General features: G+C 69.1%; 11 protein-coding genes and 3 pseudogenes. 11 read left to right on the forward strand and 3 right to left on the reverse strand.

Annotated elements, in window-relative coordinates:
* Positions 1 to 473: 473 nt before the first annotated feature.
* A complete protein-coding gene (locus tag AQJ91_RS23345) occupies positions 474 to 1,040 on the reverse strand; it encodes a Uma2 family endonuclease (protein ID WP_067025114.1) in 567 nt (188 codons plus the stop codon).
* Positions 1,041 to 1,241: 201 nt separating this feature from the next.
* Here AQJ91_RS23345 and AQJ91_RS58335 point away from each other — a divergent pair.
* The 3 pseudogenes from AQJ91_RS58335 to AQJ91_RS55910 all read left to right on the forward strand — a co-directional run.
* A pseudogene (locus AQJ91_RS58335) lies at positions 1,242 to 1,394 on the forward strand (transposase); the annotation flags it as partial.
* 366 nt (positions 1,395 to 1,760) lie between these two features.
* Positions 1,761 to 2,093 (forward strand): annotated as a pseudogene (locus AQJ91_RS55905) (IS3 family transposase); the annotation flags it as partial.
* 3 nt (positions 2,094 to 2,096) lie between these two features.
* A pseudogene (locus AQJ91_RS55910) lies at positions 2,097 to 2,459 on the forward strand (DUF234 domain-containing protein); the annotation flags it as partial.
* Positions 2,460 to 2,582: 123 nt separating this feature from the next.
* On the opposite strand, the gene AQJ91_RS23365 reads toward AQJ91_RS55910, so the two are convergent.
* Both AQJ91_RS23365 and AQJ91_RS23370 read right to left on the reverse strand, forming a co-directional pair.
* A complete protein-coding gene (locus tag AQJ91_RS23365) occupies positions 2,583 to 3,446 on the reverse strand; it encodes a lamin tail domain-containing protein (protein WP_067025124.1) in 864 nt (287 codons plus the stop codon).
* Between the two features lie 20 nt (positions 3,447 to 3,466).
* A complete protein-coding gene (locus AQJ91_RS23370; RefSeq protein WP_067025127.1) occupies positions 3,467 to 4,081 on the reverse strand; it encodes a hypothetical protein in 615 nt (204 codons plus the stop codon).
* Positions 4,082 to 4,683: 602 nt separating this feature from the next.
* Here AQJ91_RS23370 and AQJ91_RS23375 point away from each other — a divergent pair.
* The 8 genes from AQJ91_RS23375 (at position 4,684) to AQJ91_RS53715 (ending at position 12,904) form a co-directional block, all read left to right on the forward strand.
* Positions 4,684 to 6,285, forward strand: coding sequence for an NHL domain-containing protein (locus AQJ91_RS23375; protein ID WP_234382812.1), 1,602 nt, complete (start codon positions 4,684 to 4,686; stop codon positions 6,283 to 6,285).
* 182 nt (positions 6,286 to 6,467) lie between these two features.
* A complete protein-coding gene (locus AQJ91_RS23380) occupies positions 6,468 to 7,547 on the forward strand; it encodes a hypothetical protein (RefSeq protein WP_107122513.1) in 1,080 nt (359 codons plus the stop codon).
* Entirely contained in the window at positions 7,540 to 9,192 is a 1,653-nt protein-coding gene (locus tag AQJ91_RS23385; RefSeq protein ID WP_234382814.1) for a polyprenyl synthetase family protein, read from the forward strand. Before AQJ91_RS23380 ends, AQJ91_RS23385 begins: the two co-directional genes overlap by 8 nt.
* On the forward strand, positions 9,189 to 9,884 hold the full coding sequence (locus AQJ91_RS23390) for a hypothetical protein (RefSeq protein WP_067025130.1): 696 nt from the start codon (positions 9,189 to 9,191) through the stop codon (positions 9,882 to 9,884). Before AQJ91_RS23385 ends, AQJ91_RS23390 begins: the two co-directional genes overlap by 4 nt.
* 104 nt (positions 9,885 to 9,988) lie before the next feature.
* Positions 9,989 to 10,459, forward strand: a complete 471-nt coding sequence (locus tag AQJ91_RS23395) for a hypothetical protein (protein ID WP_067025133.1) — start codon at positions 9,989 to 9,991, stop codon at positions 10,457 to 10,459.
* 203 nt (positions 10,460 to 10,662) lie between these two features.
* Complete coding sequence (locus AQJ91_RS53710; RefSeq protein ID WP_159054630.1) at positions 10,663 to 11,835, forward strand: thiopeptide-type bacteriocin biosynthesis protein; 1,173 nt, start codon at positions 10,663 to 10,665, stop codon at positions 11,833 to 11,835.
* Positions 11,836 to 11,879: 44 nt separating this feature from the next.
* Positions 11,880 to 12,362: a helix-turn-helix domain-containing protein gene (locus tag AQJ91_RS23405; protein ID WP_159054631.1), complete on the forward strand. Its 483-nt coding sequence runs from the start codon at positions 11,880 to 11,882 to the stop codon at positions 12,360 to 12,362.
* A 182-nt stretch (positions 12,363 to 12,544) separates the two neighbouring features.
* On the forward strand, positions 12,545 to 12,904 hold the full coding sequence (locus AQJ91_RS53715) for a hypothetical protein (protein WP_159054632.1): 360 nt from the start codon (positions 12,545 to 12,547) through the stop codon (positions 12,902 to 12,904).
* Positions 12,905 to 12,973 lie beyond the last annotated feature (69 nt).

The raw sequence follows: 12,973 nt of genomic DNA on the forward strand, positions 1-12,973 counted from the left end.
ACAAGGGAGTGTACGGGCGAAAGACCGGGCGTGTCTGCACACGAGAGAACAACGAGCTGCTCCGCTCCGCCAACGTCATCCGCCGTTTCAACGAGCTGTACGAGGAGGTCGGCCTCCCACTGATCCGGGAGATGCTCGGCCACTCCTCCACTGCGGCACCCGCGACTGGTGACACATCCGCTCACGCAAAACGGCCCCGGACAAGAAGTCCGAGGCCGAACAGAGCGCCTCCCTGGGACAGAAACCCCAGGCCAGCGGCTTAATGTGTTGTGCCCCCGGCAGGATTCGAACCTGCGACACCCGCTTTAGGAGTGGACTGATCCTTGCCGGGGGGTGCCTGGCGCTGCCGAGCGGTGCTGTTTCCCCTGGCCAGAAGTGCGCGGCGAGCCACTTGATCCGGCTCATGCCGCCCCGTATCGGGCCGTCCGCTCACGCATCGCTCACGCGCTGCCGGCTGCTGAGCGGCGCGTGGGTCAGATCTGGCCGAGGTCGATCTCCACCGGGAAGGGGGCCGCTACTTTGAGGACGCCGGTGAACACGTCTCCGTCCCGGTAGGTCTTCGTCGCGGGGTCGAGAACGTAGGTGTACACGAGAGGAACGCCTGTCGCGGCCTGCTCGATCCGCCAGTAGAAGCCGATGCCTGCCTTGGCGTACTGGTCGACCTTCACGATCCGGTCGGTGGTCTCCGAGCCTGGCGACACCACCTCCGCGACCAGCAGCACGTGCTCGGGGCGGGTTGGGGTGATGTCGATGGTGTCTGCGCGGTACACGACGACGTCGGGGCGGCGATTGGTGAGTGGGACGTCCTGAAGCCGGACGTCGAAGTCCGTGTCGGCGTTCCACTCCGGGCCCGCGGCGGCGTCCAGGGCGTTCGCCGGAATCCGGGCCAGACGGTTGTGCCGCTTGGACGCACTCGGACTCACGACGACCATCCCGTCCACGATCTCGATACCGGCGCACTGTTCCTCGGACCAGGACTCGTACTCCTCCGCCGTGATCTGCTCATGCATCCACGCCGGGGCTACCATCTCGGCCGTCATGAAGCACCTCCCGGACACTGTGCTGCGGGCCCGATCCCGACGGATTCAGCGTACTGTCTGCCGTCCGTCCGGCACGCTGATCTCGCTCAACCCCAGCGCGCCTTTTGTCGAGGCAAGGTACGGGGGGCCTCCCCCTGAGTGGTGGACACGCTGATACCGGATCTGCTTGATCCGGAGGAAGCGAGAAGACCGCCGATGGCGATGAAGGACTACTCGGACGAGTTCAAGGCCGATGCCGTGGCCCTGTACGAGTCCACACCCGGGTCGATCTACAAGAGCATCGCCGCTGACCTGGGCGTCAACCGGGCGCCCCTGCGTGAGTGGGTGCTACGGGACCGCGAACGCCGTGGCATCACCGCCGCGGCTGCGAAGCCGGGCGCCCGGCCTCGGGAGGCGGTGCCGTCCGCTGATCCGCACGAGCGGGGGCGGTTCAGTCGGAGGCCCGGGTGGCCGAGCTCGAGGCAAGTGAGCGCAAGCTCGCCACCGAGCGGGACATCCTCCGCAAGGCGGCCAAGTATTTCGCCGCAGAGACGAACTGGTGAGGAGCCGCTTCCAGTTCGTTGACGACCACCGGGACACCTACGAGGTGAAGCGGCTCTGCCACGTCCTGGACGTGAACCGGTCCAGCTACTGCAAGTGGCTCGCCGGCGCCGAGGCCGGGCCGCCCGGCAGCACCAGGACCGGATCCCGGTCGAAGAGATCCGCTAGGTCCACAGCGAGTCCGGCGGCGCCTACGGCTCCCCGCGAGTGACGGCCGAGCTCCGCGAGAAAGGGCAGCGGGTCAACGAGAAGAGGATCGCCCGGATCATGCGGACGTTCTCCATCACCGGCATCCGCCTGCGCAGACGCGTGCGCACCACCGTCCCGGACCCGGCAGCCTCACCGGTCCCGGACCTGTTCCAGCGGGACTTCACCGCTACCGAGCCGGGGCGCAAATACATGGGTGACATCACGTGTCTCCCGCTCTCAGGCGGGGAGTTCCTCTATCTCGCGACCGTGCTGGACTGCTTCAGCCGCAAGGTCGTCGGCTGGTCCATCGCCGACCACATGCGCACCAGGTTGGTCGGCTGGCGTGGCAGAGCCGTTGAACCTCTGGTGCGCGAGGCACTGGCACGGCTGCTGCCCGACGCGAACCTCCCCGCCGCCCCCGCCATCGGCGGTTACTGGACCCGTACCAACGATGTGGAGATCGACGTCGTGGGAGCGGACCGCTCGCCGATCGCCAAGGAGCTGTTGTTCGTCGGCTCGGTGAAGTGGCTGGAGAACTCCCCGTTCGACCGGCACGATCTCGCGGCGCTGCACCGACACCGCGCCGCGCTCACGCCTACTCCCGTGCCTGTGATCGCTGTCTCGCGCAGCGGGACCGACTGCGCGGGGCTCGACGCCGCGTACGGCCCGGCGGAACTCCTCGCGGCGTAATCCTCCTGAGCACGCCGGAATACGTGTGGGTGCCAGGTGTCTATGGCCTGTCGCGCGGGCTGTCCTACCGGCACTGGCGGGGCCGAAGCCGGCCTCACCAGTGCCGGTAGGGCGATGCTCCCGCTACGGCGTGGCGGTCTTGTTGAAGCCCCTGTCGAGGTAGGGGTGCTGGTCCACGACGAAGCCATCGTGGACCAGGCGGCCGATGCCGCCCTCGTCACGCCAGACCTCCTCGGAGGAACCGAAGGAGAATCCTCCGGACTCCTGGCGGACCTCGTTGGTGTAGACCCGGTAGCGCTGGCCGGGCTGGATGACCGTCCCCGGGGGGAAGGCGTAGGCGTGCCCGGTGGGCTTGCTCTCCACGACCCAGCCGGTCAGGTCCTGGGGCGCGCCGCCCTTGTTGAAGATCTCGATGTATTCGTCGGGCTGGCCCGTGCCGTTGCCCAGGTAGTGCAGGTCGGAGATGATCACGTCCGGCTCGTCGAAGGTGAACATGCAGACGACCTCGGCGAAGTTGACTCCGCCCTCGGGGCTGCGGAACTGCCGGACGATCCGGCCGCCCCGCTTGAACCCGCTCAGGACCGCCTTGTACTGCTTCCCGTCGATCGTGACCGGCTGAGGGTGGATGAACTCCTGCAGATCGACCAGATCGTCATCCACGGGACTGCTGCCGGTGCTGTTGGGTGTCTCGTTGTGATGGAAGGCGAAGTTCAGATCGGTCGTGCTGCCGTCCTCGAACATGACGTTGACGGCGAGCATGACGTTGAACTGGCTCGGGCTGACGTTGGTGGGGAGATTGCGGTGCACGAAGGTACCGACGACGAACTCGGTGCCGTCGAGTTGGACGTCCGCGGCCGAACCGCGGAACTGGTACCCGCTCTGGGAGCCGCTGCTGCCCCACCTGACGTCGGCGGTGCCGAGCCCGTCGACAGGGGAGATGGCCGGGGTGGTGGTCGGGAAGACGCCGGAGGTGACGACGGTGGTCATGGTGTCTGACTCCTGCTCTCTCAGTCCTCGTCCTCGATGACTTCGGCCTTGAGCGTGGCCGGAGGCGCGGTGCCGATCTGGGCGACGCCATCGGTGAAGCGGCCGAGCCCGGCGCCGTCGACGGCTTCGAGACCGCAGGTGTAGACGATGCAGTCCTTGTCCTGGTCGGTCGTGTTCAAGTGCACGTGGTAGGTGAAGGTCAGCGTGCGCCCGTCCGCGCTCACCTTGGCCTGGACGGGCGGCAGGCCGCCGCCTGTGGTCTGGTTCATGCGCTTGTACTGGGCGCCCACCATGCCGTTCCAGCGGAATCCGGTGGGGGCGGTGAAGACGTGCTCCCGTTCACCGGCGTCGACGGTTTCGCTCCAGTTCGGCGTACGGACGCAGATGTTGATGGTGGTGCCGAGGCCACCAGGGGCGTCCTCGACCCCGCCTTCCTGCCACACCACGAGGTCCAGCTTCTGCGCACGGCCCTGTTCGTAGCCCCAGTCGTAGCCGTTCGCGTAGTGGTCCTTCTCCCCGCGGGTGCCGTCGCGGGGCGGGTCGGCGTGCGGGCGTCCGGCGAGCGCGTCGGCCCGCCCCTGTTCCTCTCCCTGTCTGTAGGCTTCCTTCTTCGCGGACTGCACGTCAGTGGCCATCTCCGAGACCTCCTGGGGCTGTGATCGAAGCGTGCGGTGAGAGGGACGTCCTGGCGCGGATCACCCCGGCCCGCAGGCGACGGGCAGGGCCTGCCACCGCATGCCGCGCGGTTCACGGAGCACAGGACGCCTTGAGAGCGGTGTCCGGGAGACGAACGCCCGGCCCCCGCCGACGGTTTCGGCCGGGCGTTGTGCAGGCGAACGGCATGCACCGGGCCGTCATCCGTGTCCATGGTTAGCCCGGGCCCGCGGGCGGTATGCCGCCGTTCCGCCGTTTGGAACGCGGGATCGATTCCGCGTCACTTGTTCGAGTGGAGCTGAGGCACGTGGGGCGCACGGATACGGAGCGCGGCAGCCCCCGCGCCCGGTGAAGTCGTCGGCGCCCACGGCCGTCCCTCTCGGCCGGACCCCTTCGCCCGTCCCCAGCGGCTCCTCCCACGTGCGGGTCAATCGCGCGGTGCGCTGCTTCTGTGGGTGTGGCCCGGCCGGTATGCAGGGTGTCAGCGATGGCTCGGAGAGGAGACGGACGTGCGGGTGACGAAGCCGTGGAAGGTGAGAGAGGCTGCCCAGGCGCCACTGCGACGGTGCCGGGCGGTGACGGCGTGACGGCGAAGACCGAGGCCCGGACGTGGGAGCCGGTCTCCCCGGACGGGTACGACCCCCTGGCCACCGTGGCGGGAAACGGCACCGCCGGATTCTTCGGGGACGGGCGGCCGGCGTCGGAAGCGCAGTTGGCCTTCCCCGCGGATGTGGTCGTGGGACAAGGGGCTGTCTTCATCGCCGACCATGCCAACCACCGGGTTCGCCGGATCGACGGTGCCGGTGTGCTGACGACGATCGCCGGGGACGGACTGCGGGGCTTCGCCGGGGACGGCGCGGACGCGGTGCGGGCCCGTCTGGGCTTCCCGGCCGCCCTCGCGGTCGACGTGGACGGGGGTGTGTTCATCGCCGACGAGATGAACCACCGGATCCGCCGGATCGACCCTTCGGGCGTCATCGCCACCGTAGCGGGAGAGGGCTCCCGCGGCGGCGGCGACGACGGCGGCGGCGACGGCGACGGTGGCCCAGCCGACCGCGCCCGGCTGGACGCCCCCTGCGCCCTGGTCTTGGACGGTGCCGGATCGCTGTACGTCGGCGAAGCGGGCACTCCCCGGGTGCGCAGGGTCGACAGGGACGGTGTCATCAGCACGGTCGTCGAGGCATCCGGAGGGTCCGGACGCTCCGGTACGGCCGACGCGGGCGAGGCGTTCCTGCCCGCGGGTCTGGCGGCCGACGCGTCGGGGCAGCTGTATATCGCCGACCCGGTGGGCCGTCGGGTGCTGCTGCTGGGCACGGACGGGACTCTTCGGGTGCTGGCGGGACCGCCGTACGGGACCGCTGACGCCATGGCGGTCGACTGGAGGGCCCCGTGCGCCGTGGCGGTCGACGACCGGGGGGCCGTCTACGTCGCCGACATGAACGGACACCGCGTATGGCGGCTGGCCGACGGGGTGGCCCGCGTCGTCGCGGGGCGGAACCCGGCGGCAGGTGCGGCGCCGGAAGCTGATGAGGCGTCAGAGCCCGCCGCCGGCGTCACCCTGGCCTATCCGTGTGCCCTTGCCGTGGATCCGGCCGGGAGACTGCTCATGGCGGACAACTTCCACCACCGGATCGCGGCCCTGCCGCTCACCACTGCCGCCTCCCAGACCATCCGGCCGGAGCCGGACGGGAATCCGGAGCCGGACGGCGAAGCCGAAAGCGCTGAGGACGTGGACCGGGCCGCCGACGCGGCGACGGCCGCGCGGCTGCTGGTACGCCAGGAAGTCGGGGTGGAAATCCCGCGCGGCGGGAGTGAGTTGATCCACGTACGGGTCTCGTCCACTGCTTCCTGGGCGCCCGGGCACGTGGAGCACCGCTTCACCGCTCCTACGGGTCTCGTCTTCGACGGCCGGGCGACGTGCGCGTACTACCGGGTCGACGGTTCCGTGGCCGCCGCTCCGGAGCCCTCGGCAGCGGTGCGCGAGGGTGGCAAGTCGCTGTCCGTGACCGACGAACCCCGTTTGAACACTCCCGGCAATCCGGCGGCGGCCCTCGTGTACACCCTCGGCGTCCGGGCCGGGACGGATGCCGAGCCGGGCCGGTACACCGACGGACGAGCGCTGATCGCGGGCCAGCCGGAAGTACGCCTGAAAGCGAGCATTCTCGGGGACGACGAGGACCAGTGAGAAGTCCAGGAGGCCGGCGCGAGCACTTGAGCCGTCCGTGGCGGAGTGTCTGCCATAAGTGGCTCTTTGCGATGTCAAACCTCGAATACGCAAATGAACGTTTCTGTGCCCCTGGATCACCCGGCTGATCATCGCGGAATGTGCCAGTCAGGAAACGGTGCGTTACCTTTCGAAATGTGTCCATGCCGCCCCGCACGAGGCTCGGGCCCCCGGGCCCCTTCCCGTATGCCCCGCTCACCCATCCACTCGACCGCAAATGGCTGCACTACGCGTTCCTGTCCCGGTGCGGTCGGCAGGCACTGATCGCCAACCTGTCCGTCCTGGGGTCCTCCAGCGGCGCTGTCTTCGCCGATCCGGGCGCTCCGACCGCCGGGCACCGCAGCGGCACCGGCACGGCGGACGAGGGGCAGCACATGGCGATCCTTCTGGTCTACGAGGAGGGGCACGGCTGGAGTTCGACGCAGTTCAACGCCGAGCAGCCCGAACTGCCCTGGTCCACGTTCCGGTTACCGCATCCACGTGGTGAGTCCGGCGCGTTCCGGATGGCGGCCCGGTCGGCGGCGCCGACGGCCGATGTGCGGCTGACTCGGACCAGCAGGCCCTGCACCTCGCAGTGCGCGCCCTTCGGAGAGGACGAGCACCTGCGGTGGCAGTCGGAGCCCGGCGTCCTGGGCGAGGGCATTCTGCGGCACGGCGACGGCACGCTCACGGCGACGGACCTGCTGGGCTACCACGAACGGGTACGCGGCCGGTGGTCCTGGCCCACGCTGGGGGGCTGGGTGTTCGGGTTCGTCAACGATCCCTCCGGCCCCGCCGGTGCCGCCCCGCCCTCGGCGGTGGTCTTCACCCTGATCCAGCCCGCGCGTCCGGCGGACGCGGCCAATGGATCGGTGATGCTGTGGCGCGACGGGCGCATGGTGCGTCACTTTCCACGCCGCAACCTGCGGGTCGCGGTCAGCGGCAGCTTGGACCGCGACCGGGTGGCGATGGTGCCACCGCTGGCGGACGTGCTGGGCACACCGCCGATGGCGGCGGTGCCCGGCCGGCTGCTGATCACCGCCCGGCTCGGCGACGACCGTCTCGTCCTCGACTTCCGCTCGCACACGGCGGGACGCATCGCCAACCCGTCCGAAACGAGCCTGCATCCGTTCAGCGTGCACGAGACCCTCGGCCCGTGCACGGTGGAAGGACGGATCGGCGGACGCCGTATCGCCTTTCGCACCGGGGGCATCGTGGAGTTCGCCGGTGGTGCCCATGACTGAGACCATGGCCGCGTTCACGGGCGCCCGGCTGTTGGACGAGACCGTCGCCGCCTTGTCCGACCGGGCGCCGGCCGTCCTCGCCGCCGCCGCCGACCAACTGCGCGGGATTCGGCTCGGCCTGCAATTCAACGACGGCAGCCATGCCACGCTCACCGCGCGACACAGCCGTCTCGTCGTACACCAGGACAGCTGTCCGGCGCCCGACGTCGAGGTCGTCTTCGACAACCGGGCCATGAACCTGCTCTTCGACCTCCAGCGCCCACCCGTCGACCAGGTCCTGCCCGACAGCTTCGACGTACGCGGCTCCCAGGAGGACACCCTCGCCGTCTGGCGCGCCTTCACGCTGCTGTCCCAGCGCGCGGCGGGCCTGCGCAGCATGCAGGAACTCTGGGGCGCCTACCGTGAACAGGCCCCCCAGCTGTGGGGCGGCGCGGCACCCGCCGAACAGAAGCAGGCCGGCGCGCCGGTCGACTGGACCGCGCTGGACTTCCTCACCCGGCGCTCCCCCGAGGACGCGCCGGCACCACCCGCGCTGATCGGCGACACCACCCTCACGGCCCCGCGCCTGCTGTGGGACGGACGCTCCAGCACGAGCTGGTCGCTGGAGGACACCGTCCGCGACGCGGACCTGATGGAGACCATGCGCCGGTGCCGGTCCCGCACCAACGAGGAGATCGAACGGCTGCTGCCGGACCGTGAGCCGCGCGCGGAGCTGTACGACCTCATGCGCTCCTACCCCTCGCGGCAGGGCAAGGGCCTGCGGCCCACCCTGACCATCGCGGCCTGCGCCGCCTTCGGCGGACGTCCCGACGACGCCGTACGCGCCGCCGCCGCGCTGGAGCTGTTCCACAACGGTTTTCTCGTTCACGACGACATCGCCGACGAGTCCACCCATCGGCGCGGTCTGCCGACCATGCACGAGGAACACGGTCTGGGCCTGGCGGTCAACGTCGGTGACGGGCTGAATCTGCTGGCCGTCGACGCCGTCCTGTCCAACCTCGAATCACTCGGCCTGGCCCGTACCCTCGGCCTCATCCACGAGACGCTGCACATGTGCCGGGAGTCCATCGAGGGCCAGGCCATGGAACTGGGTTGGATCCGCCACGAGGTCGTCCCGGAGGCCGACGACGCCTACTTCACGATGAGCACCAAGAAGACGGGCTGGTACACCTGCATCAGCCCGTGTCGCATCGGGGCCGTCTGCGCCGGCGTCACCGACCCGGCCGTACTGGGCCGGTTCGACGAGGCGTTTCGCCTGATCGGCATCGCCTTCCAGATCCAGGACGACATCCTGAACCTGGTCGGCGAGGAGGCCCTCTACGGCAAGGAGCCCCTGGGGGACCTGCTCGAAGGCAAGCGCACCGTCATGCTGATCCACCTCTTCCGCACCGCGTACACCCACGAGCGCCCCCGCCTCTTCGACGTCCTGCGCCAACGCCGCGTCGACAAGACCCAGCAGCACGCCGAGGAACTCCTCGCCGCCATGCGGCGGCACGGCTCCATCGAGTACGCCACCGACCTCGCCGACCGGCTCGCCGCCGAAGGTATCGCGCGCTTCGAAGAAGACCTGCGCGTCATCCCCGAGAACGAAGGCAAAGCCGTCCTGCGGCAGATCGCCCACTACGTCACCTCAAGGCCACTGTGACCACCACCACGACCCCACCCCCGCCGGCCGACCCCACCGCCACCGGCCCGCTGACCTCGACCGACCACCGGGCTTTCGCCTTCCTCGGCCAGGTCAACAGCTGTCTGCGCCAGAGCCTGTGCACCCTGGCCCGGTACGGCGTGGCCCTGCGCCGGCGCGAGCCCGCACGCGCCCGCGTCCTGCTCGACACGGTCCGGCCCTGGCCCCTCTACAAGGGTGGCCAGTTCCTCTTCGACCTCATGGAGTGGGAGGACCTCATGGTCGACGGCGACCCCCCGCCTCTGATGCCCGCCGAGCGGCTCATCTCCGCCTGCTCCCTGCCCGTGCAGTGGCTCGCCGCCACTACCGCGGAGGCCCCCACCGCGATGAAACTGATCTCCGGCCAGCGCACCGCCGCCACCCTCGACCTCCCCCTGCGCCTGCTGGCCACCACTGCTCGCGCCGCCTTCCAGGGCGCCGCGCAGGACCTCACGGACCTGCTCGGCACGCCCGCTCCCCAGGACGAGACCGACGACGACACCGGACACGCCACCGGCCCGGACGCGGACGCGGACACCGACGGCGCCGATGACGAACTGCCGCTCCTGGAAGCGGGGTTCTACCTCTACGAGGACATCGTTGTCGGCGCCCTCGTCGTCCTCGGCCCGCTCCTGGCGGACCACGCGCCCACCGCCACCGCGCCCCCGGCCTAGCTCAAGGCGTGCGTCTTCGTCCCCGACGGCGCATGAGCGAGCCCCCCAGCCCGCCACCGGCGGATCCGCTCACGCGGACACCCCCCACCCACGGAAGGAAAACCATGGCAACGCAGACCCAGGCACCCGTTGCGCCAGGAGCCGAGAACAAGCTGTACATCCTCCAACAGGGCATCGTCGAGGATGCGCCCGGAGGGGTGCCGGCCCACCTCAGCTTCGGCATCCTCAGCACCGTCCCGGACCAGGTGAACCCCGGCGACATCACCTTCACCCTCAAGGCACCCACGGGCTTCGTGTTCACCGGCTGGCTCTCCTGGGCCTACCACGACGTCAACACGCTCCAGGCGAAGGGCAACCTCAAGACCACCCAGGGCACCCTCGCCGACGGGGGCCGCACGCTGACCTTCACCCACAACCCGTACCTGTCCACCAACCAGGAGTGCCTCGGCTACGGAGCCCAGGTCACCGCTATCGACGGCGCGACGCCGGGTCGCTATACCGACGGCGAGCTCCGGGTGGGCGCCGCCAACCCCGTCAAGCTCAAGGGACGCGTCCTCGACCCCAACGAGGACTGATCCACCACTGACCGACCAGCCCACGGGTGGCCCCGGCGCTCAGCCGGAGCCACCCCGGTTCTTTCCCCGGCCTGGCGGGCGTTCTTCGAGCGAAGAGGACGGGGCCGCCAGGACACTGCCTGCACCCTGCCCTCGGCAGGGCCCGATGGCCGTCGCGAGGACGCAGGATGACCGGCCGCTGCTTGAACTGATCTTCCAGGGCCTTGGCGTACGGGCACGCCAACACCGGTATGGCGCACGGCATCGGCGGCGTGCTCGCGCTCCTGGCCCTCGCCGCTTGGAACGGGTCCGTCATAGACGGGCACCATGCAGCACTGCGCACCATCCTGACCTGGCTGGACCGCTGGAAGGAGAAGGCCGACGGCGGACCGGTCTGGCCGTACTGGGTCACTCAGGGCGAGCTGCGCAGGGGGCGTCTCGGCTCGTCAGCACCCAGGCGGCCCTCCTGGTGCTACGGCACCGCCGGCCTCGCCCGCGCCCAGCAGCTTGCCGCGCTCGCCCTCGGCGATACCAGCCGCCAGATCGACGCGGAGAACGCGCTCGTGGCAGCCCTCACCGATCCCGAGCAGCTGAAGGCCACGACGGACAACGGCCTCTGCCACGGCTTCGCCGGCCTCGCCCACGCTGCCGCGCGTACGGCAGACGACGCTCACCCCTCGACCGCGGGGAAACTCCGAGCCGCGATCCCGGCCCTCCTGGCTGCGGTCACCCCACCGGACACCGACCCCGAACTCACGGCCACGGTGCTCATCCAGGACGAGCAAGGCGGCCCCGGCCTACTCGACGGCGTGGCCATGTCGTGCCTGCCCTGCGTCTACGAGCCCGAGACCGACACGTTTGGCGGACCCGAGGCCATGGATGCAGCCCACGAACTGTTCCACAGCGACTCCCGCCACCTGCTCACCTACCAGCCGAGCTCTGCGCACTTGGGACGCCGGGAGACCGCCGTCCTGCTGGCGAGCGTCATGATGCGCGGTGCTGGACTCGACTGTCCCGCCCTCTGTATCGCCCCTCTGCGCTGGCACCGGATGCGGCAGGCAGCTGCTCGTGCCAAGGCGGGGGAGCAGTGGCAGAAGTCCGGCTACGTCCTCACCACCCGCACCGGCCGCCAGGTCGAGCCGCGGAACGTCTACCGGTCCTTCACCCGCGTCGCCGAGTCCGCCGGCCTCCGCGTCATCCGGCTGCACGACGCCCGGCACGGCACCGCGACGCTCCTCACTGCGGCCGGAGTCGCGCCCCGCGTCGTGATGGAGATCCTCGGGCACTCCCAGATCAGCATCACCATGGACGTGTACACCCACGTCGTGCAGGACACGCAGCGCGAGGCCATGAGCCCCATGGACCGCCTGCTCAGGAGGCGCCCCGGTCGTCAGTGACCGCGCTCGTTGATGTCAGAAGTGGATGTCAAAGGCCCCGGACCATGATCGGGCGTGATCGGTCCGGGGCCTTTTCGCTGGTGCGCCTGGCCGACTCCCTTTCGAACCCGAGCGCACCCCTGCTGCGCCTGATCAAGACGCTGGAGAGGCACGGCGAGACGGTATGTGCGCAGGTAGAGCCCGTCGTTGTACATCCCGCCGTGGCGACGGACATCAAGGAGAACCGCAAGCTGTCGCCGGACGAGGTGGCGGAGCTGGTGGCCGCGTACCAGCAAGGCTCAACGGTGAGTGCGCTGTCTGAGCGCTACGGCGCGCACTGGCAGACGGTCGACCGGCACTTGGCACGGGCAGGAGTGGCCAAGCGGTCCCAGGTCAAGATGACACCGGAACGAACAGCCAAGGCCAAGAAACTCTACGCGAAAGGTTGGAGCGCAAGGCGGATCGGCCAGGAACTTCATGTCTGTGCCAGTACGGTCAACAAGACACTCAAGCGGGCCGGGGTAAAGATGCGGCCACCAGTAGCGTGAGGAATTACCGCTGGCCTTTGCCCAATGTTACGCACGGGCGAGGCTGACCACGAACCACACCAGGAATGCCCCGCTCGCCCATAACCGGCAAGTGGGGCATCCTTTTCCTCTGGCATGGAGCAAACCTTACGACGAGTTCCGTATAACTAACAGAACCAACCACTAAACGGAAGGAGCTTCAAATGAGCGAACAACACCCAGATACACAACCGCAGGTCTCACCAGAAGAAGAACGCAAGGTCGTGGTCTTCGCCGTACGCATTGACCCCACCCTGCGCGAGCAGATCGAAGGCCTACGCGGTATAACCGGGCACAGCGTGAACGATGTTGGTGTCGAAGCACTCACCGATTGGGTTGCAAAGACCCTCACGGATGAGGACGTCCAGCAGAAAGCCATGGCCGAGTTAGACGCCGAAGAAAAACGACTCCAAGAGCGACGCAACGCCATTGCGGGCATCCTGGGGCAGACAGCCACCCCAGTCGAAGTATCGACCGGTGGCAGCACGGCAAGCAGGCGCAGCAAACCACGATCAGAGTCCTAGCTCTCTACCCGAGGCAGAAGGTGCACACGAAAGCCCGACCTTATTGGTCGGGCTTTCACTTGATGCCCA

The organism is Streptomyces dysideae, assembly GCF_001514305.1.
Lineage (GTDB): Bacteria > Actinomycetota > Actinomycetes > Streptomycetales > Streptomycetaceae > Streptomyces > Streptomyces dysideae.